Origin of the sequence: Nostoc cf. commune SO-36 (assembly GCF_023734775.1) — a bacterium.
Taxonomy (GTDB): Bacteria; Cyanobacteriota; Cyanobacteriia; order Cyanobacteriales; family Nostocaceae; genus Nostoc; species Nostoc commune_A.
Genome location: NZ_AP025732.1, coordinates 2140136 through 2164575, shown reverse-complemented (window position 1 = coordinate 2164575; position 24440 = coordinate 2140136). Strand labels below are relative to the sequence as shown.

15 protein-coding genes and 2 pseudogenes are annotated in these 24440 nt (G+C 40.0%); 6 read left to right on the top strand and 11 right to left on the bottom strand.

Annotation, left to right across the window (positions count from 1 at the left end; translation table 11 throughout):
- The first annotated feature begins 144 nt into the window (after positions 1 to 144).
- From ANSO36C_RS09515 to ANSO36C_RS09505, 3 genes are all read left to right on the top strand, one after another.
- Positions 145 to 2775 (top strand): DNA polymerase III subunit alpha, encoded by a 2631-nt coding sequence (locus ANSO36C_RS09515; RefSeq protein ID WP_251959330.1) that lies wholly within the window; start codon positions 145 to 147, stop codon positions 2773 to 2775.
- 290 nt (positions 2776 to 3065) lie between these two features.
- Positions 3066 to 3278 carry a type II toxin-antitoxin system HicB family antitoxin gene (locus tag ANSO36C_RS09510; protein ID WP_251959329.1) on the top strand — a complete coding sequence of 71 codons (213 nt, stop codon included), beginning with the start codon at positions 3066 to 3068 and terminating at the stop codon, positions 3276 to 3278.
- Between the two features lies 1 nt (position 3279).
- On the top strand, positions 3280 to 3498 hold the full coding sequence (locus ANSO36C_RS09505) for a type II toxin-antitoxin system HicA family toxin (protein ID WP_251959328.1): 219 nt from the start codon (positions 3280 to 3282) through the stop codon (positions 3496 to 3498).
- Between the two features lie 98 nt (positions 3499 to 3596).
- Here the strand turns inward: ANSO36C_RS09505 and ANSO36C_RS09500 are convergent, their stop codons facing one another.
- A complete protein-coding gene (locus tag ANSO36C_RS09500) occupies positions 3597 to 5315 on the bottom strand; it encodes an Rqc2 family fibronectin-binding protein (protein ID WP_251959327.1) in 1719 nt (572 codons plus the stop codon).
- 320 nt (positions 5316 to 5635) lie between these two features.
- Positions 5636 to 6963, bottom strand: a pseudogene (locus ANSO36C_RS09495) (glycosyltransferase family 4 protein).
- 620 nt (positions 6964 to 7583) lie between these two features.
- On the opposite strand from ANSO36C_RS09495, the gene psaK reads away from it, so the two are divergent.
- On the top strand, positions 7584 to 7844 hold the full coding sequence (psaK, locus tag ANSO36C_RS09490; protein WP_251959326.1) for a photosystem I reaction center subunit PsaK: 261 nt from the start codon (positions 7584 to 7586) through the stop codon (positions 7842 to 7844).
- Positions 7845 to 7937: 93 nt separating this feature from the next.
- Here psaK and ANSO36C_RS09485 read toward each other — a convergent pair whose 3' ends face one another.
- The 5 genes and pseudogenes from ANSO36C_RS09485 to ANSO36C_RS09465 all read right to left on the bottom strand — a co-directional run bounded on the left by ANSO36C_RS09485 (position 7938) and on the right by ANSO36C_RS09465 (position 13274).
- Entirely contained in the window at positions 7938 to 8678 is a 741-nt protein-coding gene (locus tag ANSO36C_RS09485) for a DUF3891 family protein (protein ID WP_251959325.1), read from the bottom strand.
- A gap of 511 nt (positions 8679 to 9189) precedes the next feature.
- Positions 9190 to 9882 (bottom strand): manganese catalase family protein, encoded by a 693-nt coding sequence (locus tag ANSO36C_RS09480; RefSeq protein ID WP_251959324.1) that lies wholly within the window; start codon positions 9880 to 9882, stop codon positions 9190 to 9192.
- Positions 9883 to 10043: 161 nt separating this feature from the next.
- A pseudogene (locus ANSO36C_RS09475) lies at positions 10044 to 10344 on the bottom strand (GlsB/YeaQ/YmgE family stress response membrane protein).
- Between the two features lie 704 nt (positions 10345 to 11048).
- A complete protein-coding gene (hemN, locus tag ANSO36C_RS09470; protein WP_251959323.1) occupies positions 11049 to 12431 on the bottom strand; it encodes an oxygen-independent coproporphyrinogen III oxidase in 1383 nt (460 codons plus the stop codon).
- A 120-nt stretch (positions 12432 to 12551) separates the two neighbouring features.
- Positions 12552 to 13274: a biliverdin-producing heme oxygenase gene (locus ANSO36C_RS09465; RefSeq protein ID WP_251959322.1), complete on the bottom strand. Its 723-nt coding sequence runs from the start codon at positions 13272 to 13274 to the stop codon at positions 12552 to 12554.
- Positions 13275 to 13865: 591 nt separating this feature from the next.
- Here ANSO36C_RS09465 and ANSO36C_RS09460 point away from each other — a divergent pair.
- Positions 13866 to 16109, top strand: coding sequence for a DUF1796 family putative cysteine peptidase (locus ANSO36C_RS09460; RefSeq protein WP_251959321.1), 2244 nt, complete (start codon positions 13866 to 13868; stop codon positions 16107 to 16109).
- Positions 16110 to 16175: 66 nt separating this feature from the next.
- On the opposite strand, the gene ANSO36C_RS09455 is transcribed toward ANSO36C_RS09460, so the two are convergent.
- The 4 genes from ANSO36C_RS09455 to ANSO36C_RS09440 all read right to left on the bottom strand — a co-directional run bounded on the left by ANSO36C_RS09455 (position 16176) and on the right by ANSO36C_RS09440 (position 22617).
- Positions 16176 to 17027, bottom strand: coding sequence for a hypothetical protein (locus ANSO36C_RS09455; protein ID WP_251959320.1), 852 nt, complete (start codon positions 17025 to 17027; stop codon positions 16176 to 16178).
- Between the two features lie 269 nt (positions 17028 to 17296).
- On the bottom strand, positions 17297 to 18799 hold the full coding sequence (locus ANSO36C_RS09450; protein WP_251959319.1) for an acyl-CoA synthetase: 1503 nt from the start codon (positions 18797 to 18799) through the stop codon (positions 17297 to 17299).
- A 227-nt stretch (positions 18800 to 19026) separates the two neighbouring features.
- Positions 19027 to 20007: a magnesium transporter CorA family protein gene (locus tag ANSO36C_RS09445; RefSeq protein ID WP_251959318.1), complete on the bottom strand. Its 981-nt coding sequence runs from the start codon at positions 20005 to 20007 to the stop codon at positions 19027 to 19029.
- Between the two features lie 549 nt (positions 20008 to 20556).
- Entirely contained in the window at positions 20557 to 22617 is a 2061-nt protein-coding gene (locus tag ANSO36C_RS09440) for a serine/threonine-protein kinase (protein WP_251959317.1), read from the bottom strand.
- A 473-nt stretch (positions 22618 to 23090) separates the two neighbouring features.
- On the opposite strand from ANSO36C_RS09440, the gene ANSO36C_RS34190 reads away from it, so the two are divergent.
- Positions 23091 to 24365 carry a calcium-binding protein gene (locus ANSO36C_RS34190; RefSeq protein ID WP_323374576.1) on the top strand — a complete coding sequence of 425 codons (1275 nt, stop codon included), beginning with the start codon at positions 23091 to 23093 and terminating at the stop codon, positions 24363 to 24365.
- The last annotated feature ends 75 nt before the right edge of the window (positions 24366 to 24440 follow it).

Below are 24440 nucleotides of genomic sequence, written 5' to 3'. Positions count from 1 at the left end.
AGTGATAATTCCAGAAAAAGAACAGCTTTAATTTTGGTTAAAAACTGTTAATCTAAGATTCCGTTGCTTTGCAAAATCTAGCTCAAAAGGGTATACCACAAGGTAGGCCCCTAGAGGTGTCTTGGCTTGTGGTTGGAGATGCTTATGTCCTTTGTCCCTTTACATATTCACAGTGACTACAGTTTGCTCGATGGGGCAAGTCAGCTACCAGAGTTGGTAGATCAAGCGATCGCACTGGGAATGAAAGCGATCGCTCTTACCGATCATGGTGTCATGTATGGCGCTGTTGAACTGATCAAAATTTGCCGTAGTCAAAATATTAAGCCGATTATCGGCAATGAAATGTATATTATTAACGGCGATATTGAGAAACAAGAACGCCGTCCCAAATATCATCAAGTAGTTTTAGCTAAAAATACCAAAGGTTACAAAAATTTAGTCAAATTAACCACAATTTCTCACCTTAATGGTGTTCAAGGTAAAGGAATTTTTTCTCGTCCCTGTATTAATAAAGATTTACTAAAACAATATCATGAAGGCTTGATTGTCACCAGCGCTTGTTTGGGTGGAGAAATTCCCCAAGCGATTCTCAGTAATAGACCAGATGCCGCCCGGAAAGTTGCTCAGTGGTATAAAGATGTATTTGGTGATGATTATTATCTAGAAATTCAAGATCACGGTTCCCAAGAAGACCGGATTGTAAATGTTGAAATCGTCAAAATTGCACGCGAACTAGGGATTAAAATTGTTGCTACCAATGATTCGCATTTTATTTCTTGTTTTGACGTTGAAGCCCACGACGCTTTGCTATGTATTCAAACTGGCAAATTAATTATTGAAGATAAGCGGATGCGTTATAGCGGCACAGAATATCTCAAATCTGGTGAGGAGATGCAGCAGCTATTTCGCGACCATTTGCCGGATGATGTGATTGCCGAAGCGATCGCTACTACTGAAGAAGTCGCCGATAAAGTCGAGCCTTACCATATTATGGGTGAGCCTCAGATTCCTACACCCCCCATTCCCTCTGGTCATACTGCTGACACTTACGCCGAAGATGTTGCATGGAGTGGACTTTTAGAACGGTTAAATCGCAAATCTCGTCAGGAAGTCGATTCCGTCTATAAAGAAAGATTGGAATACGAACTGAAAATGATTCAGCAGATGGGTTTTTCCAAATACTTTTTAGTTGTATGGGACTACATCAAATTTGCTAGAGATAACAATATTCCTGTAGGGCCAGGTCGGGGTTCGGCGGCTGGTTCATTAGTCGCTTATGCAATGCGAATTACTAATATTGATCCCGTACATCATGGGCTACTATTCGAGCGTTTCTTGAACCCAGAACGGAAATCCATGCCTGATATTGATACGGATTTCTGTATTGAACAACGGGATAAAGTTATTGATTATGTCACTGAGAAATACGGCGCAGATAGAGTTGCTCAAATCATTACTTTTAACCGTCTAACTTCTAAAGCAGTTTTGAAAGATGTCGCCAGAGTATTAAATATTCCCTATGGGGAAGCTGATAAAATGGCGAAAATGATTCCTGTGGTGCGGGGGAAACCAACGAAACTCAAGGTGATGGTTTCCGATAAAACTCCAGAACCAGAGTTTAAAGAGAAATATGATAAAGAACCCCATGTTCGCCATTGGCTTGATATGGCGATGCGAATTGAAGGAACTAACAAAACTTTTGGTGTTCATGCCGCAGGTGTGGTAATTTCAGACGAACCACTTGATCAAATTGTGCCGCTACAGAAGAATAATGACGGTTCTGTGATTACCCAGTATTTCATGGAAGACCTGGAATCAATGGGTTTGTTGAAAATGGATTTTCTGGGTTTACGGAACCTAACGCTAATTCAAAAAACTGTAGATTTGATTCAAGAAACGAGAGGATATCGAGTTGATCCTGATGAAATTCCGCGTCAGGAAAGAAAAGCCCAGAGGATATTAGCGAAAGGTGAGCATAGCAGTTTACCAAAAGATGTACAAAAAACTTATGAATTATTAGAAGCAGGTGAGTTAGAAGGAATATTTCAACTAGAATCTTCTGGGATGCGTCAGATTGTGCGAGATTTGAAGCCTTCTAATATAGAAGATATTTCTTCTATTTTGGCACTTTATCGACCGGGGCCATTAGATGCGGGACTAATTCCTAAATTTATTAACCGCAAACATGGTCGAGAAAAAATTGATTATCAGCACCAAGTTCTGGAACCAATATTAGACGAAACTTATGGAATTATGGTCTATCAAGAGCAAATCATGAAAATTGCTCAGGATATGGCTGGATATTCTTTAGGACAAGCTGACTTGCTGCGTCGAGCGATGGGTAAAAAGAAAGTTTCTGAGATGCAAAAACAGCGAGAAAAATTCGTGGATGGCGCAGCGAAAAATGGCGTTCAGAAAAAAGTTGCGGATGAATTATTTGAGCAAATGTTGAAGTTTGCTGAATATTGTTTAAGCTATGATACGGAAATATTGACAGTAGAATATGGATTAATGCCGATTGGAGAAATTGTAGAAAAACGCATTGAATGCACTGTCTACAGTGTTGATAATAATGGAAATATTTACACGCAACCTGTGGCACAATGGCACGATCGCGGACAACAAGAGGTGTTTGAATATTGCTTGGAAGATGGTTCAATAATTCGGGCAACAAAAGACCATAAATTTATGACTGTTGATGGTCAAATGTTGTCAATTGATGAAATATTTGAACGGGAATTGGATTTGATGCGGGTAGAGGGTTTGCCGAATTGATGTTCCCATGTCTTGAAGTCATAGGATTATTAGTGCCAAACTATCAAATATAAATAAGAGAAACGAACCGCCAAGGACGCAAAGGACGCAAAGAAAGAAAGATCGCTCCACTCATGGGTGTTCATGGCGGGCATCTTTATAGAGTAAGACTTACGCAAAATATCTCTAAAACTCTGATTTCTCCGTGCCCTCTGTGCCTCTGCGGTTGGTTATTCCGTAACTCGTGCGTAAGTCCTATAGAGAAAGGGTGATGCTATGCTTGCTATAAAAAGGATTGAGGATACAGTACGATGAAAACTCGCAGCTTTGCAGTCCTCATTTATAAAGAGGACGATATGTATATAGCTGAGTGTCCCGAAGTTGGTACGGTCGATCAAGGAGAGACAATCGAACAAGCAATTGCTAGCTTGAGAGAGGCAACGCGGCTTTACTTAGAGGAATTTCCTCTACCTGAAACATCTCCAAGATATATGACCAGCATTGAGAATCACACTATGACCTAAGTTGCCACGAACCTCAAGTAGGGAGGCAATTCGGGCACTGGAGCGTTTGGGTTTTGAGCAAATTCGACAAACCGGTAGTCATGTTATGATGAAAAAGCAAACGCCGGAAGGGACAACTGGCTGTGTTGTACCCGTGCATCAAGAATTGAAGGTAGGGACATTGAGCGGCATTCTGAAGCAAGCGCAAGTTACACCGGAAGAGTTTATAGAAAATCTGTAAGCGATCGCTCGCTTTGACCACGAATTGGATTTGATGCAGCTTGATGGGACTGGGGAAACAAGGAGAATAACTCATGCCCAATGCCCAATGCCCAATAACTAGACTATTTGCGGTTTTCCCCAAAGTATGGTTTCTTGCTTGTAAATAGCAATTCCCGGTTTTGCTCCTTTGGGTTTGTAGACGTGTTTTGGCTGAGTGTAAACTACTGACACTTGCTCGCTTTGACGGGCGCGACTGTAGTAAGCGGCAAGATTAGCTACAAATTGCAAATCAGCTTCTTCTGCAACAGCACCCGGTTCTAGACGTAGTAACACATGGCTCCCTGGAATTTCTTGAGCGTGGAACCAGATGTCATAATCTCCAGCTACACGAAAGGTTAATTGGTCATTCTGGCGATTGTTACGACCGATTAATACTTCAAAGCCGCTGGGGGTAAGGTAACGATGAAAGTTTGTGCTGGGGGGTTCATTAGCACTGCGGCTGCGATATTCTGGATCTTCTAAATACTTTTGTCCAATCAACTCTTCGCGGATTTCTTCTAAAGCTCGCAAATCTTCTGTTGTTTGGTAGGTGTCTATTTGGCCGATCGCAGCTTCTACTTGTTCTAAATACTCAATTTCTGTCTGTACTTCCAATAGTAGTGGTTCCACGGCAGCACGAGCGCGTTTCAGCTTTTGGTGCTGTTTGTAAAGACTTTGGGCATTTTGGACGGCATTTTTATCTGGTTGGAGAGCGATCGCAACTGGCAAATTTGTCTCAAAATCAGCAAGGATAATTTCTTTCATCCCTGGTTCCCAGTTTTGCAAATGAGCCATCAATAAATCAGCTTTTTGCCGATACTCATCAGCTTGATCTGATTGCTGCAAGCGCGTCTGAAAGGTTTGAGCTTTATTCCGTAATTTCGCTAGAATATTATGCAATTTCTGACTCAACTGATGGCGCAATTGGGAAAATAACTGTTGGTCAATTTGGTTACTGTAGTAGCGGTTAAGTAACTCTTGGATATCTTTGACCTTTTCAACTGCACCCCAACCCATCACGGTGTAACCATCTTTTGTCCAAGCGGGTTGAAATTCTTTGGAATCTAGGGCTTGCAGCCATTCTTGCCAATGCTCAAATAGCCGTCGCCAGTCGTCGGGGTTGAGAGTATCGGTGGATGTTTCTGGTGCGATATTTGCTTTTAGGAGCATTAACTCCAGTAGTGCAGCACTCAAGCCACTATAACTTTTGAGCAATTGCCGCTTGAATGCCCCTGGTACTAAACTTACCCGTTCTTGCCAACGTTCTTGGGGTTCGCTCAAACTGGGGACAGTTCCAGTCAGTTTCGGTGGTGTTTCATAAGGTTGTCCGGTTTGGATGGGACGGACACTAGATTGTTGCTGACTGACTTGATGGGCGGCGGTGATAATTATATTGTTAGCGTCGGTGAGAATGACGTTGCTATACTTGCCCATGATTTCTGCATAGACATGATATAGGGCGCTTTCTCCAGGACGACGGGCAAATTGCAAATTAATCACCCGCTCCCAAGGTGCGATCGCTTCAATCGCCACCAGTGCCAAACCACCCAATTGGTGTATCAGTTGTTGGCTAAAGGTAAAGGTATCTGGCGATCGCGGTGGTGGATCGCCGATACAAATATGTGCAGCTTGGGGATGCCAGGAAATCTGTAACCAATCTCGCTGTTGCAGGGTGCGTAATGCCATAGCAATCGTGTAGCGATCGCGCTGGTAAACCTGTTCTAAGCGTGATGGTAGCCAGTTAGCGCGGATTTCGCTACAAGCAGCTGTAAGAGTGGTAAAGTCAACTGGTTGCAAAGCGATTAGTTATTAATATTCAAATGGTAGCGATCGCTATACTTTTATTTTTGTTTAGTCAAAGCATAGCAGACCTCAACTATCATAGCGGTTACTTGGTTTGGTGGTAGCTGCGAATGAAAAAACGCAGAAATATATCATAAGATAAGCTTCTACGCTTAGGTGAAGAGTTACTTTTTTATAAAGCTTGTGTTTGGTGTCGAGTTTTCCAACCTTAAGCGATGCCTACGGCGGGCTTCTCTACGACAGGCTACGCCAACGCCTACGCTGCCAAATTTAAACCCAAAATATTATCTGAGTTACTCACTCACGATTATCTGTTACGCAAAAGAATCATTAGCAACCAAAACTGGGTTTTTTGCTGTTGACTCTCCTAGTTCTTTTGCTATTGACGCTACTGGTTGTGGCTGCAACAGTTGGGTGTAAAGTTCACTCAACTGAGTTGCTACACCATCCCAGCTAAACTTATCTTCGACGCGCTTTCTACCAGCTTTACCCAATTCGTCTCGCCACTCTGGATTTAAGAGAATTCGGTCAATGGCAGAGGCAAAAGCATCTACATCTTGTGGTGGCGCTAATAAACCAGTTTCTTCATTAACCACAGTAAACTGAAGTCCGCCGACATCACTAGCAACAACTGGTGTACTGCTTGCCATCGCTTCGATCGCTACGAGTCCGAAGGGTTCGTAATGGCTGGGAACAACGCAAACATCAGCAGAGGCATAATAAGTTGGTAAAACATCTTGGCTCAGACGACCTGCAAAGATGGTAAAGTCGCTCATTCCCAATTCGTTGACGATTTGCTCAATGCGATCGCGCTCAATCCCGTCGCTGTTACCTGGAGTACTACCACCGCCAATAATTAGCTGGATATTTTTGGAATCGCGTAGCCCAGACTCGTTTACTGCTCTTACCAAAGTTTCTATACCTTTGCGTTGGTCAAAACGCCCCACATACAGTACAACTTTGGTTTCTTTGTCAATCCCCAATTTAGCCCTAGCTGCTTCTTGTGCAATCGAACCAAATCGCTGAATATCTGTACCGCAGGGAATGATGTCGATATTGCCTTCTGTCGAAACTAGCGATCGCATGTGTTCCTTTTCTTGCGGACTTGTCGCTACTATTCGCTCTGCTTTTTCCAACACCTCTTTTTCCACTGCTAATCGCACACTAGCAATCTGAGGAATATCTTCTTCTTGTATAGTGTTGTACTTGATCGCTCCTAAAGAGTGGTAGGTGTGAACCTGTTTACTATCTTGGATTTGCTTTAACTTCATCCCCACCACAACTAGAGAGCCAATAGTTAGTGTGAACTAAGTGGTATGTAATCTCATTTTTGACTTGAAATTCGAGGAAATTATCAACAAATTCTTGCAGATATTCAAAAATTTCATCTCGCGGCACAAACTGATAGGGCAAGCTTTTAAACGAATAGTTCGACAATTTTCGGTGTGTTGAATAATCAAGTCTTGCTCCAGACTCACCTGGCGGGTAAACATACTCAACATGCCACCCTAGGCTGCGCTAGTGCTTCACCCACCTGACGCACATAAACATTTTGTACCCCAGCTTCTTCTTTCCCTATTTCAACCGCCGGATCTCCGTGAACGGAAATCAAGGCGATACGTTTTTCGGTGATAGAGTTCATAGTTTGTGTGTTGATGATTTTAACAAAGTTTTGGCTTGTTCCAAGTTCGTGTCTAGCACACTTTCCTGAAATTGTTTAGAAACTTTGATTAATATTTATTTTAATTTAATATGTCTAATATATTTTTACAACTTCTGCTATAAGTATAATTTTTTAGGTACGGACTTATATTTAATTTCTTTAGATATAGAAAACTTATATACTTGTATCTGATGCTTTTGATAGATGAAAACTAATGCTTTTTTATATGTGGTCTTTTGTTTGCAGATATGATGTTGGTAGCATCAACATTGGCTGTGTATAGATAAAGCCCCGAATAATTAATTTCTGTAGATGTCTAATGGCAGACACCAAAGGCGAACGAGCATTGCAGTACTTTGAATATACAGCAGATTGCAACAGGCGTGAGGTACAGATAATCGTAGGGAACATGCTGTGCCCCTACCCATGTACTTCATTTACCTGAAATACGCTGCATTATTACTGCATTAAAATCATATTGTATTAAGTAGTAAGAATAACTGTTAAATATTGATGCAAAATCGAGTATTTCCTTGAATTTGCTTCGGAAAGTTGCAGATTATATTTTCAATCATTAATAAATTTCAGGAGCAAATCAGGTGTTTACTTCAACCTTACTCGCTGCTGCAACCACACCTCTGCAATGGAGTCCGACAGTTGGACTGATTATCATTATTGCTAATATCGTTGCCATTGCTTTTGGTAAATCTACCATCAAATTTCCCAACGCAGAACCAAAACTACCCTCAGCCAATTTATTTGGTGGTTTTGGTTTACCAGCCCTTTTAGCAACTACCGCCTTTGGCCATATCTTAGGAGTGGGCGTTGTCTTAGGGCTGCATAACTTGGGAAGAATTTAGGTTATTACCCAAACCTTAATTTGATGATTATTTTGTCTCCAACTTTGAGCCAGAGAGTTAGTTCTCTGGCTCTTTTTTATTTTTTGTCAGTCCCTAACTCTTAACGAATGTCCACTCAAGTACCTTAATGGGGGCTTCTTGTAGGGCTTGAGTTAGTTCGCTGTTGCTCTCAAATTTTACCTGGGATAGGGCGCAGGCTTCAACGTTGACCGTAAATTTATCGTCTTGGAAGGGCCAGGGTTTGACAATAACTAAATTATCACTGCGCTGCATGATGTCATAGCGCTGATCGTCAGGGCCCTTGCTAATTTCTAAAAATCGCTCATCAGCAGGTAGTTCTTGCTGACATAAAATAAGAGAAAGGCGATCGCACCACTGCATAAATGCATAAGCAGAATCAACATCTTCCTTTTCGATGCCCAGTTCCTTACGCCAACGTTGCTGGTTTTTAAGTTGCTCATCTAAAAGTTTGTCTAGCTTGGCACTCTGACCCCGGCTTGGCTCATTCAAACGGCTGATATGCATAGAAATTAACAAAGCTACCCATCGTCCACGGTAAAGGGCATTCTTTGCCAGTTCAGCCAATTTATCAGCACCGGCATCTACATCGGCATTTGAGTTGAGGGTGAAGTCGTTTGGCGCACCTCCTTCACTGAGAATATCTTCTTCCCACTCTTTTTCTAGGTCATCGTGATGAGAAATTGCAGCTAGGGTTTCATATAACCTTACTGGAGCATCTTTACGTCGCCACTGTCCCGCCAGTTGAGCTGCTAATAAAGCATGGGCACGATGATAAATGACCTCCCAACCATTTTGCGTAGGGTTGACAATCACAAGGTAATCTCCTGATTCTAGGCTTTGCTTGTTATTTAAATGAATTAATTAATTTTCGAAGTCAGAAATCTTGATCTATATATTAAACCTATTACAAAAATACTTGAATTTTCAGAAAGTCAAGCTACAAATAGTAAAGTTACCTTGAAACCGACTTAAAATACTGCGATTATTCGGTTTAAACCTAATTTAGCTATTAGCCCAATAATAAATTATCGATCAGTTTTTCGGTTTCTGCTACAGGTCTATTGAAGAGCGATCGCTCTGACTTTTTCAGTATTGCTAAATATTATTTAAGAAAAGTATCCAAATACTTAGTTTAAAATCTATATTTATTACTTAAAAAGTCGCTAATACTAACATTTTTGAGTGTAATATACAAGTAAATAGCCCAAGATTTTTTAAATAAGGTGGGCTGTTTGCCCACCAGACTACTGGGAGTTTTTCAGAATATACTAATCAAAAACATTCTTAGCTCCAATTACCTATCCTCAAACTAGAAACTCTGGAATTAAGAGTGACTTTCTAGAGGATTAGCAATATATTTGAATGTTGGTTCAGAATTCCAAGGCCCACGCTCATCTTGACCATTTCCGTTTGTAGATAGGTTGTAGTAGAGAGCAACAGTCTCATCTGGTTTAATATTACCAAAGAATGGATCTGTCAACTTACCCAACGAGTCTAGAGCTTTCATAAACATCTGGGTATGAGAAATTTCTCGTGTTAACAGATGGACTAAAGTCTCTTGGGTTCCTTTATCAGTTGCCAACTTAATCAATTCTTCGTAAGTCTGACGAGCGCCAGCTTCAGCTGCAACGTTAGCTCTCAAATCACGCACTACATCTCCACCCTCATTCAAGTAAGCTGCCGTCCAAGCCTGACCTTGACTATCTAGAAAATGAGGCCCAACCCCTCGGAGTGCAAAGAGAGTACTTTTATAAGCCTCTGTTTGGTCGCTATTCTTAGTATGAGCTTCAATGAGTTTACCAACCATTTCTAAATGGCCGAATTCCTCAATTGCAATGTCTTGCAGCATATCTTTAATTCCAGGATTTTCGACATGGAATGATTGAACCCAATATTGAAGTGCTGCACTAAGTTCGCCAGTAGCTCCACCAAACTGCTCTAAAAGCAACTGAGCAAAACGAGGGTTTGGTTCAGTAACGTTAACGGCATGAATAGGCTCTTTTTTGTGAAAAAACATAGATTTAGACTTCCAAAAACTTTGAATTTACAGAAAGGTTGACTAATTTCCTAGTATCTTCTAGATATAGATAAAGCTAATTTGATGTTTGATAGCTTTTAAAACTAGAAAACTAATAAAATACAGTAATTATCGCCGGGTTGAGAATTGCCAATCAACGATTAGGCATTGCTGCTTCTTCTAATTAATTCCCATAGATAAATAGCAACAATTGTGCCTAACACAGCCACTAAAATACCAGGAAGAATAAAACCAGTGCCAGCGGCAGTAATTTGTAAAGTTCTTGTTTGTAGAAAGGTAAACAGAGTTTGACCGACGAAAGCACCAATGATACCCAGAATCATTGTAGAGATAATTCCGCCGCCTTGATTACTAGGATAGATAGCCTTAGCGTAGGTGTAGCCCGCCGTTAGGCATCGCACCTGCTAAAACTCCTAAAATTACCCAAGCAAGAATACTCAATACTCATAACTGCCTCAACAATCTCACTTATGTATAAGTTATCAACTTTGATTAACAATTCTTTCTATCAGATGGGATAAATGCTAAATCCAAAAGTTAGATAAAAGAGGTTGTATCAATATTTGAATAAAAATTGGCAGTTTTAGTATTAAAATGCTCAACGAAACTTTTGCTAGTTCAATGAGCAATTATTTCATACATAGTTTAGTCTAGAAATAGACAGTAATAAACTAATCGAAATATGTTATTTTATATCTATCTGAAGATAGAAAAACATTATCTAACTTTTTGGAGATGCGCTGAAACTGTAACACAAATAATAAAATCATCTTAAAGTAATTGTTTGTGCCTACTTACTTAAGGCTCTTCTATAACTCTCAGGAAATAAAAATAAAAAATCTTTGTTGTGATTAAGTTTTCTAAATTTAGGGAGTTTTTGGGTTTTGTTCCTTAACCCAACCTACAAATATTTTATTTTTTCAGAGTAATAAAAAAACGTTAATTAATAAGTTTATGATAATTACTAAATATAGTGTTTCGCATTTAAGTGCGTTACAACATTATATTGCAAGGTATTAGGGGTATGGCACTGCCAATACGTGTAAAATTAAGCTCGAACTCATTTAAAATCTTATTTTCAGCCAGCTAGATGCTGTAAATATCCATCATTGGGTTGCCGCGTCTTGACTTGCGGCAGCCCAATATCAAATGGCACGGGAGAATTTTGTCTCTCGCATTCTTGTGTGAGTATCAAATATTACGGCAATATTTCTCACTAGCAATCTACCGATGTCTGTAATCTGGATCTGATTTTTTGATAAACTGACTAGACCATCGGCTTCTAGTGGTTTTAACGCCTCTAGTTCCTCAGAGAAATATTCATCAAAACTGATCTGATATTTGTTTTCAATGTCTTGCTTATGAAGCTGAAAGTGAGACATGATACCCATGATAACATCCCGTCTGATGATGTCATTTTGAGTAAGTTTAATACCTTTACTAACAGGTAAAGTATCTGCTGCAAGTGCCTGATAATAATCCTTCAATTCCTTGTGGTTTTGAGCATAAGCATCTTCTAGCATACTGATGGATGTGGCACCAAAACCAAATAATTCTGTCTCAGCATGGGTAGTGTAGCCTTGGAAATTGCGTTTAAGAGTGCCATTGCGTTGAGCGATCGCTAGTTCGTCATTAGTTTTAGCAAAATGATCCATCCCAATGAATAAATATTGGTTATTTGTCAATTCTTCAATGGTCATTTTCAAAATCTCTAACTTTTCTTCTGCTGCGGGTAGCGCCTCTTGAGGAATATTTTTTTGTGTAGGTTTAATCCACGGCACATAAGCAAAGTTAAAGACAACAATTCGGTCAGGGTCTAACTCAACAGTCTTTTTCAAAGTCTCTCGAAATGTCTCGCGTGTTTGATAGGGTAAACCATAAATAAGGTCTACGTTCACACTTTCAAACTTAGCTTCTTTAACCCAACTCATGACATCAAATAGCATTTCTTCTGGCTGAACACGATTGATAGCTACTTGAACTTGACTATTAAAATCCTGAATGCCAAAACTAATACGGTTAAATCCAATCTGTCTAAGAAAGAAAATGTAGTTTTTATCGATATAGCGCGGATTAATCTCAATTGAGATTTCTGCTTGTGAATCGATGTTGAAATAGCGATTAATGTTTTTCCATAATAATTCTACTTGGTCACGATTTAAATAATTAGGAGTACCACCACCCCAGTGGATTTGCAGCACTTTTCTATCTGGATCGATTAAAGCTGCGGTATTTTTGATATCTTGAACCAAAGACTCTACGTAAGGTTTGGCAATATTCTTGTTGTTGGAAATTACCGTATTACAGCCGCAGAAGTAGCAAGCACTTTGGCAAAAGGGAATGTGGAAATATAAACTCATAGGAGTTTTGCGTTGATTCGATGCTGCGATCGCGGCCTTAAAATCAGTTTCGGTGAATGTTTCGCTTAACTCTGTAGCAGGCGGGTAACTGGTGTATCTAGGTGCGCGAGTGTCGTACTTTTGAATCAGATCCAGATCAAATTTAACACCAGGTAATAGAAAAACCATTGAGTTGCTTTCCAATGAATGAGGGGAATGGGGAGCAGGGGAGGCAGGAGGAGCAGGGGCAGAAGAACTATTGATTGATTCTTGAGCCATGCCCAATCACAAATGACAAATGACAAATGACTAACTTAAATTAGCCGGAGCTATTTCAGTGCTACCTGAATTCTGAGAACGAGTTAGGCTATTAAACAGAACTTGACCGAGTGCTTTAATTAAACTTTCCTCTAACTCTTGAGCCATCTTTAAATTAAACTCAAAGGCATTATTGGCTTCTGCAACAATCTGTTCTGCTGTTATATCATCAATGGGTAATGCATTTAATGCCTGACGATACTTATCCTTAAATGCCTTTTTGTCAGGAATTTGCTCAAAATTGTAAAAGGATGTGCCTTCATAGCCAGAAAGCTTCAACGCTGACTGAGCAACTTTTTGTAGCATTTGACCCCCAGAAAGATCGCCCATGTAGCGAGTGTAGGCATGACCTAGCAATAAGGCTGGTTCAGTATCAGAGATTTCCCGAATGCGGTCAATGTAGCTCTGGGTAGCAGGTGAAGGTTTAATTTGCTCTCTCCAATTATCCCCATAATAGAACACCATGTCTTTTTCGAGCGAGGATTGGCGATTAAGTTCCAAAAAGTAAACCGCACTAATCACAGGATGTTCTACATGGCTCTTTAATGCCGCTTCTAGTTCGCTGTAGACATAATACAAGTTGCTTAAAAACTTGGCGAAGCAGTCTCTATCTACAACTCCTTGCAAAAAACATTTCATGAATGCCACATTTTCTGCTGATGTGTGGGCTTGTTGAGTTCCAGAGCGCAGTTTGATGGCTAGATTGCTACTCATTGTTGCTTCCTTCATGTTCAATCGCAAGGTTTCACGGCAGTCACCGACTCAGGATGCCTGCCAAGTCCAGCTAAAAAATTGTTATTCTAGGTTTAGAGAAGATTTGCATCACTCTATCTAGCAAGTACCACTGCCGATGCAAATCCTAGATATTCTTATTTCTCCTAAGATTATTTAACTATTAATTCATATATAACTATAAAGATATTAATATTTATTTATGTTTTTCTGAATATTGAAGCTCGCATGACTATGAAATCACGCGATTTCTGTTTCAATGTACTTACATATTTCAGGGTTAATAAAAATTTAACTTAGTCTTATCCTTTATTTGATCTGTTCTTAGTTGTAATAAGACTTTTAATGCAATATATTTTACCCAATTAGTATTAAATCTTCCTTCTATAAAAATCCGATTTAATTTTTGAAAAGCTTGACTACTTTAAGCTTTGGGTGATGTAAATCAGAGCTTTAGTATACTTAACAAAATTAATACCTAATTGTTGAGAATTCTATGTGATATTCTCAAGCAAGGTTAAAGGATTCAGCCTGACTGTTTGGTATCGTACTCACTAAATCAGGATAAACTCTATGTATCGATTCCAAATCATTGCACACACGCAAACAGGCGAATCCATAGGTTTAATCGGTTCTACTCCAGAGTTGGGATTGTGGAACATTACCAAATGTATCTACCTACGTACAAGTGGCGATCGCTATCCTTTATGGTGGACAGATATTGAAATTCAAGAGTCAGGCGGTCAACAGAAAGTTGAGTATAAGTACGTGCATCTTGATGCAAAGGGTAACGCCCGATGGGAGAGCTTACTAGATACAAATCGCTGGATTCCGATTGAGCCTAACGATTCTTCCAGCACAATTATTGTAGATGATGGCGCATTCGGTTATGTACAACCTTACCCCTTTGGATACCTTGAGGAACCTGCTGTCAAAATGCCCGTGGAAGAAGGGGCTGAAAGGCTCAAAATTGTAGTAATTGGCAGTTCTGTTGCAGTAGGTCATAAAGCTTGGTTTTTGAAAGGTTGGGTTTGGCTGTTGGCACAAGCTTTACAGCAAAAATATGGGCATAAACTCGTGAATGTGTCGGAAGTGGGAGCGAATGTCAGCAGAACGATCGCGCGATTTGGCTCAGTTGTCACCCCAGAACAACCGGATGTTGTGATCATTGCCCTGTCTCTGGGTAACGAAGGGTTAGCTTACTGCCCCCCTCACGAACGGCGAGCAGTACAGCGACGGTTTGAAAGTGGCTTGCAGCAGCTTGTAAAAATGACGAGGGACATCGGGGCAACTCCAATTCTGGGCGGAGTCTATCCCAATGGCGATTATTCCCAGGAGCATTACTGGCTGATCCGAGACACACACAAGCGAATGCTAAGTTGGGGCGTACCTGTACTGGATTGGTTGGCAGCCCTAGATGATGGGCAAGGACGATGGAAAGCAGGGATATCGTTTGATCCGGCTCACCCGAACACTATCGGTCACAGCCTGATGTATCAGCAGATCGACCAGCACCTCTTCGACATCGACAAAAACGAATTGGCAGAAAAACAACGCTTTCGGGAACCGAATGAATTCTCCATCTACTTTGACAATGCGGGCTTTCATGTCTCTGTCTGTATCGAAGAGAAGCGTTTACGGATTGTTAATGCATCACAATACAGCTACACGATCGCTCCTTATTGGCAGGAATTACAAACAGCACTGCAAAGTAAGGCTGGATTAATACCGGGTATCTACATTGCGAAGGATACCCAACCAGGGACACTGCCTTTCTTTGCTGTAGAGGATGGCGCGATCGCAACTACAATAAACATTCCCCCTGATGCCAACCTAGAATATACCACCGCCTTCAATCTTTTTTCGCCGAACAACGTTTTATTCTATGACGGGCATCTGGGGATTTTGCAAGCGGACGAACGCCACCTCTGGGTAATCAACGAATCAGATAACGAGTACAATATTCAGCCGATGTGGACAGAGGTTTGCAACGCACTGAAAGCGATGCCATCGGGTGTCTATGAAGATCCGCTTTATCCCGACGCCCCCTTTCGCACCATGATGATTGGCAAGGATGGGCTAGAAAGCCGGGTGAAAGCACCAGCGAAGTCTGCGGTGCTGTTCCAATACAAATGCAAATTATCAGATATCAGCCGTGTTGCCATTCTTCCCCTTGGCGATCGCTGTGCCGTCCGCATGATGCTATATAAGATGGAGTACGATGGCCCCGCCTTTCCCTTTGATCTAACGCGCACCACCAATATTGGAGATGTTGCGGATGCGATCGAAAACGGTTTTGATGATATGTGGAATCCTGCCTTCCTGCACTACAGCACCGATGCAGGGAGAATTTACCATAGTAAATGGTCAGGTTTATCCTTTGCCCATGAAGTCGAGGAGACAGACGATCCAACCAGCGATATGTCTCCCGTCCATGAACGGATGCGCGTTCGATACACAGCACGTTCTGAAAGGTTTTGGTACGCACTGCGGCACTGCGATAAAGTGCTTTTTGTTCGCACAGGAATTAGCGATGCCGGTGGTGTGATAGATTTAGTCAACAAGCTACAAAAACAATGCCAAGGGAAGCCATTTCATCTCTTGCTGCTTTCTCCCCAAAGCGGTGATGAGTTTTTAGACCTTCCCAATGTGCTGCACTACAATGTCGAGTTTAATCCCGATCGTATGTATGACGATTTAGGACACTGGATGTACTGCACAGAGGTGATGCGAGGTATTTTGGAATCCCTTGGGGTGTCTAGTAAAAATCTCTTTTGGTGTCCGCCCAAAATACCGAAACTTAATTCAAAAGGCTGAAAAACTAGTCCCAATTATTTTTATAAATTTATGTAAAAAATATTGATGATAAACGTTAGGTTTCATTTAAAAATCTCTATCTAGAGTAAATGAAATACTTTCAAGTTCCACTACCAAGAAATTATTAATTCCAGTTGTTTCCCAGAGGCTCATAAAATCATCTCTATTTATTTTTGAGCCAACAGGTATATTTATACTTTCTTCTTCTGAAGACTTTATTGTTACTAAACTATTACCTATAACTGGAATTGCTTTTCCCATTTTGCCAATCAATATTGAAATTAAAACATCTTCTATATTTAAAGGATTATAAGGTAATTGTTCTATACATTCTTGCAATTTTTTGTTATTCCAAACAAGATATTTAGGTTTATGATAATAAATTGATTCAGCCTTTTCCTTAGTATACTGATAAGCATCTTGATGCCAGATGCAAGTAGAACCATATTTATCAAAACCTTTTAATGGAAACCCAGGAACATGATCGTTAATAAATAACTCCCATATAGCTACTTCAGAAGACCATTTATTTTGTCTTATTAATTGATCGTGAAAATGAGCCTTATTGCTAGATGTTACATAATCCCAAGAGTAATTATTTTCTTTATATAATCTTGGATATTTTGCTTCAAACATACAAACTTTTACGGCATTTTTAGCACGGAACAATATAAGTGCATCACATCCAATTGTTTTTTCTAAATTACTATTTAAAATCTGAGACTGGAAACTAAACAACCCTTTTACAAGCTGACTATTACGTAAAAATAATCTTATATAACTCATTAATGTAGATACATAATCACGCTCATCTAGAATGCAACAATCATATATATCTTTTCTAAGATGTTGATCTAAAATATAAACGCCTTTAGCTATAGAACTGTAGGGATAAAAGTTAGGCTGAATAGATATCATAAATATTTTTTTAGTAAATGATTAGAATGTATTATATCTTCAATCTAAATATAAGTTATTTGACATTATGCAATGTTGTTATATTCCAAAACAATCTTAGTGACTAAGGATTTACTTAAGTTTAAGGAATTACGAGGTTTGAAACTCCAGGTTTAACCCTCTTCCGTCACTCTGGAGTGAAACCTTAATTTTTCGTTAGCTAACAATGTCGAAAATTCGTTAATTTTTCCAAAACTGATGAAAGAGGGCTAATTAGGCGTTGACGATCGCTACACTCGAAATAGCTCAACCACTGTCGGCTTAGTAACTTTCCCCATCGCGTTGCGCGGTAATTCTTCAACTATCAAAATTTGAGTTGGCACTTTATAAACTGCCAATCGCTCTTTTGCCCAACTCCTAAAAGCTTCTAATGTTAAAGGTTGTGTCCCTTGCAATACTAACGCCGCACAAACCCGTTCACCCCACTCTAAATCGGCAACCCCAACCACCGCACATTCTTGAATATCTGGATGCGATCGCAATACTTCTTCAATTTCCAGAGCGGAAACTTTATACCCTCCCGTTTTGATGATATCCACACTTATCCGTCCCAGAATGCGGTAGTTGCCATTCTCAACTACGGCGGTGTCTCCAGTACGGAACCAGCCATCTTGGAAGGCTTTGGCGGTTGCTTGGGGATTTTGCCAATATTCTATAAATACTCCAGGCCCTTTAACTTGGATCTCTCCTGGTGTTCCGGTTGGGACTAATCCGTTCTCATCAACTAATCTCACTTCAACTTCAGGTAAAGGCTTTCCTACATATCCAGCCAACCGTTCACCATGTAAAGGATTCGATAGCGCCATCCCGATTTCAGTCATACCATATCGCTCAAGCAAAAAATGACCACTGATAGTCTGCCACTTTTCTAAAACTTGAACTGGTAATGCTGCCGAACCGGAAACCATCAGGCGCATCTTAGCACAGCCTTCTGACATACTTTTTTGACGTTCTCTTGAGGCATTTTCCCAAGCGGTAATGAGCTTTACATAAATCGTTGGTACTGCCATAAATAAGGTTAAGTCACCGTCACAAATTCGGTTCCAAACGGTTTCGGTATCAAACTTGCTCAACAGATGACACTCCGCCCCAGCCCATAAAGCACAAGTGAGGACGTTAATAATTCCATGAATATGATGTAGTGGCAGGATATGTAAAATGCGATCGCTAGATGTCCATTCCCAAGCAGTAGTTAAACTAGTCACTTGCGCTTGAATATTTTCATGGGTTGTAACCACACCCTTTGGTTTACCTGTTGTACCACTGGTGTAGAGAATTAAGGCGCGTCTAGTAATATCTATCTTTGGGAGCAAAGCAATATCAGATGGGAGCGTTTCTGAGGTAAGGATAAATCTCAAATTGTGTTTTTCGGCGAGCGATGCCTGCGGCGGTAAACTACGCAGTATACCTTCAAAATTAGGATGAGCAACAATAATTGATGCTCCAGAATTGGTAATTACATACTCCAATTCTGGGCGCGGATGGGAAACACACAGAGGTACAGCTATGCCACCAGCACGCCAAATTCCCCATTGAGTGGCTACATACTCAAACCCAGGCGGAATCAAAAAGGCAACTCGCTGCTCCTGTAAATCTTCTTCAAAATGCAGAAGAACTGTTGCTATTTGACCAGAAGTGTGTAGCAAATCCCGGTAAGTAAATGCTCCGTCTGTTGCAGCAATTGCTATTTTGTCGTTATGTTCTTCAGCACGAATAATTAATGGGAGATTCACGTTTGTTTACCGATTTAGGGTTGATTCAGTCTAGTTACTGAAAGTATATATAGTAATCCGATTTTATTTACCTTCTACCGACAGGCTTATACCATTTCACAAAATGCCTGATGCAGATACATGAGTTGAGGCGTACAGCCGATTTATTCATTACATTTTTTTTAAATTGCATTAAACCTCGATTTCATCAATAAGTCTGCGAGATTTTATTCGTAACTTTATAGATACTACAACCAACGTTGTTTTTTGACATAAACAATACTAGCAATCACAATTAATGCCATCATGCAGATCACAACTGGATAAGCCCAAGGCTGTTCTAATTCCGGCATATATTTGAAGTTCATACCATAGAAACCAGACAGAAAAGTTATTGGTAAGAATACAGTTGAGAGGATAGTTAGGCGATTAATTCGTTCACCTGTTTTGCTAGCAATATTATCGCGTTGAATTTCCATTAATTCTGACATCCAGACTCTCAAAGCTTGATATTCTTGCCATAGTTTATCAACATGATGAACTAATTCTTGATTGAATAGTTCTTTCACTGGCTGGCTGATCCATTGGCAATCTTCATGATCCATAATAGCCATAAGTAATTTGATACTTTGAAAATTCCGCCGTCCAGAACGAGTAGATTGCCTCATCGTGGCAATTTTTTTGTACGTTGATTCATCACCGGAATTATCTAGAACTTCATCTTCTAAATCATCAAGTTTTCTAGAAATACAGTCAAAAACAGTATGGTAATTATTCAAAATATCTTTAATTATAAGATAATAAAGATAGTCAATTCCCCACTTTTTAATATCTAAATTTCGCTTTTGCAGATTGTTAGATAAAATACTTAAAACTTTTAGTTCATTTATTTCAAAAGTGATAATAAAATTATTTCCAATCACAATATTGCCACGGGCAACCTCAAACTCATGATTTTTTATCTGAGGAGTTAGGATTTCATAGCTGTCAAATAAACAATCTTCTACATCCTCATCAATTCCTACAGGGGAATGATTGAAAATCATGTTAACGCGAGATGGATTGAGTTCAAAGTGCTTGATGATTTTGGCTGTTCCAGTTCGATCGCGGAAGTGAATACAGCGCAACCAAGTATTGTGAGAACCATCAATTTTATTCAATACTGTATCGACATCCGTACTGGTGAATATTTCCAGATTATCTGGATAAAAAGTGAGGAGAATTAGCATATAGCAATCCTAATTGAGTCGTAACAAAATACGGTGACTCACATTGAGCAATAATTTATTTGACTACAACTACAGAGAAAATGTCAAAGCATACAATTTATGATGGTAAGTAGTAAGGAGTTTACTGCTTACTACCAACCTTCAAAACTAACTTAAAAAAGTGCAAGTCGTAAAATTGTAAGTTAAAACACACTTAAATAGCCCAATTACTCTTTAAGAGTTTTGGCACTTGACAGTTAGCATTATATTGAGTTTTTACCAAACAGAATTCAGGAGTCAGGAGCCAGAATGGGCTAAACGCACCGCTACCGCTAACAGAATGAATTCTGCGCGACTGGCGGATAGCGCAGCGTAAAGCCTGCGGCATGGCTTCGCTTAGAGCGAGTATTCGAGCGTCGCGTCTGAATAAACGGGTTTAAGACCCCCACCAAATTGAAAATTTGGTGGTCTACAATGAGTGGCGGGTCTGAATCCCCCACTCATTGATTCTGACTCCTGTTAGCGGTAGCGGGGCGTTTAGCCCATTCTGGCTTCTGAATTCTTCTTCAATCAATTTTTTCCTCTTTTCCCAGATTTAGGGCGAGTACTTGGCGCTGGTGCTGACTTATTTTGCAGAATTGCAATTTCTCTTTGTGCATCTTGATAACTATCTTTTTCCCCTTGCTGTCGGAATAGTTTGGCAGCTTTTTTGAAATCTGCGATCGCACCCTGTTTATTTTTCTGCTTGGTGCGAATCACACCCCGGTTATAATAGGCTAAGGCATTGTTAGCATTAATTGCGATCGCTCGTGAATAATCCTGATTTGCAGCTTTTTTATTTCCTAATTCCAGATAGGCGTTACCACGGTTGTTATAAGCTGCTACATTATTAGTATCTAGTTTCAGCGCAGCAGTGTAATCTTCAACAGCACCTTTATAATCTCCGAAAGAAAAGCGGTGAATACCTCTGTGAATATAAGCTGCAATAAATTTAGGATCAATCTGTAAAATAGTATTGTAATCTTCAGTAGCTTCTACTTTATTTCCCAGATCGCTGTAAATATCACCACGATTAAGATAGGCTTCTATGTATTTGGGATTGATGTTAATTGCATCTGTGTAATCTTTAAGTGCTGCATATTTTTGCTTATTAATAGATTGAGTTAAACCCCTTTGATAATAAGCTTTAGCATCAGTAGGATTATTCTTAATTATTTTATCAAAATCTTGGATTGCTTCAAGTCTTTGTCTAAGGCGACGGCGAAGAATCCCTCGCTGTAAGTAGGCTTCGTTATACTCAGGTTTGAGAGCGATCGCTTTGTTAAAATCTTCAATTGCGCCTTTATTATCCTTCGATTGAACACGAGCTAATCCTCGTCCATAGTAAGCATAAGCGTCTTTAGAATTTAATTTAATTGCTTGGTTATAATCTGCGATCGCTTCTTTGTATTTGTTTAATTCCGAAAAAGCAAATCCTCGGTCAAAATAGGCATTAGCATCTTCAGGATTGAGCAAAATAGCTTGACTAGAATCTGCTTGTGCTTGCTCGTAGTCTCCTAATCGATAATAAGCATCACCTCGCCGATTATAAGCTAAAGCGTTTTGCGGATCTAATTCAATAGACTGATTAAAATCTTGAATTGCTCCTTCATAGTTTCCTGTATTATATTTATTTACTCCCTTTTGGTAAAATGTTTTTTGAGCATCATTTACAGGTTTTGACAATTTCAATTGCCACACTCCAATACCAAGAGTGATACAGCCAGCTATTCCTGCCACAACTAGTAATAATTTTTTCTGATCCTGTTTTTGTTGATCTTGCTCAACATTTTTTATCTTTTTCAGATCGTCTAAAACTTCAGTTGCATACTGGTAGCGCTTACGATAGTCAAAACGCACCATTCGATCAATAATTTTGGCTAATTTTCTGTTAATTTTGAGATTTTTGTTCTGCCAAATTATTTCACCTGTCAGCTTATTTTTCTGATTTCGTATATTAGATAATTCCTTTGCAGATAAACCTAGAAGTGCTGCGATCGCCACAATCCCTAATGCATATATATCGCTATTATATTTGAGGTTGCCGTTAATTTGTTCTATCGGCATATACTCCCCATTGCCAACGCTATTAGTGATGGCTTCATTAACAGTTTCAAAATTAATCAAAACTAACTTTTTATCTGACTCACGACGAATAATATTTGCTGGTTTAATATTCCGATGAATCACGCCATAGCTGTGTACAACAACTAAAATTTCTAATATATCTGACAAAAGACTAATTACTTCGTCTTCTCTCAGAGGTTGTCCCTGAATAATTTCGTCAGTTAAAGGATTACCGGGAATGAACTCTTGAACTATATAAAATTTTTCATTTTCTTCAAAATAAGCAATTAGCTTTTGAATTTGCTCGTGTTCCTGTCCTAGTTCTTCTAAAGTTTTAGACTTGTTAGCAAACAATCGACGTAGAATTGTTAAAGCTTGGGGATTACTACTAGTAGAAAGTAACTGCTTTATGATAAATTGGCTGCCAAGAAAATTAACATCTTCAACTAGATAGGTTTTCTCGTTTTCACCATCATTGAGAACTTTTAGTATTCGATAATGTCCATCCAGTAAATGACTATTCATCGATATAAATATAGTCTGATAAATTGCTAGATTATAACTTATATGTTATTACTGCTGATTTTAAAATATAAATATTTATTTATTAAGTTGTAGGGGCAATTCATTAATTGCCCTACAGCTTAATAAAGTGCAGCCTCACATAAAATTAGTATAAGCGGCTCTAGCCCATTCTAAGAGCTAAATCCACTGACTACAAATCTTGAATTATCTACGCCTACTTATTGCCAAATATTCAGTCTGCTATGCCTGCGGTGTTCTTGTTGCCATCGCATTTGTTGTCTAATCCGTGACTGAAGATTAACTGTATCTGGTATCACTCGTGTGAGGAAGGTGTCTGAGCAATGGCTCACACGAGTTCAAGTCACACTCAAACAAAGGGGAATGATGCAATGTGAAGAATTGTGATAGTCTGTGCAGACAGAGGCTTTTATTTTTATTATGAGGTTCATAAGATTAACTTAACACAACCGAATATGGCTATTTACACGTTAACTACCAACGGAGACAATCTTGTTGGCACCGTTGGTGACGACACATTTAATGGCACTTATGATGGTACGGTAACGGATACCTTTGGTGCTAATGATTTTGTCAATGGTGGCACAGGCATAGATACGCTCTATATTGACCATCTTCTGGATGTTGCCATCACACCGCCTGATAATCTTTGGACTAATGTGAAAAGAATAGAGAGAGTTGAAATTAATACAACAGGTAATGGGGCACAAACCATTACTACAGGTGCTAAATTTCAAGCAGCATTCGCATTCGGCGTAAACCTAAAAACAGAAACATCCGGGGCTGGTGCGATTAACATTGATATGACCACATTCACTGGTGTGGCAACACTCACAACAACATCCATAGCAGGCGCTCAAACTATTGTGACGGGTTCAGGTGTTACTACAGTAACAGCAACATCCGATGCAGGGGCACTGAATATTAAAGGTGTAGGTCTTAAGACGGTTTCTGCAACCACCACTGGGGCGGGTGCGCAGATTATTGGTGACGGTAGTGGTAATGGTCGAAATCTTACCCTAGTGAACGCCACATCAGCTGGAGGTGTACAAACTATAACAAGTACCAGTTCAAGTGCGGTTGTAGTGAATGCAACATCCAGTGTGGGGCAACAAATTATTACAACTAATTCAGGTGCAGATACCATAACGGCATCAACAACAAACGCTACTAATATAATTAATACGGGGGCAGGCAACGATAGGGTTACGATTTCGGCTACGACTTCGGGTAGTTACACTGTTAATGGCGGTACAGGGAATGACACTCTCATTGGTGGGGCTGGGAATGACACTCTCATTGGTGAGGCAGGGAATGACAGCTTAGTTGGCGGCGCAGGGAATGACAGCTTAGTTGGCGGCGCAGGGAATGACACTCTCATTGGCGGCGCAGGCAATGACATCTTGACAGGTGGTATTGGTAGTGACAGGTTCACCTTCACGGCTAAGACACAAGGCATTGACACCATCACTGACTTCAATGTAATAGATGACACAATAGTAGTTTCAGCATCTGGTTTTGGAGGAAACTTGACGGCTGGAGCTGTTATCACGCCTGCCCAGTTCAGGTTAGGGACGGTAGCTCTGGGTGCTGGGGATCGATTTATCTATAGCAACACAGGTGCGTTGCTATTTGATGCGGATGGCTTAGGGGGAATTGCAGCGGTGCAAATTGCTAATCTCACGGGCAGCCCAAGTCTCACCAATGCTGACATTCTGGTAATTGCCTAGTGTTCCTTTGGGTGACTTCTATTGCACAATGTTGATGCCCATTAGTTGGATGCCTAAGTCGGGAAGGTGACTTAG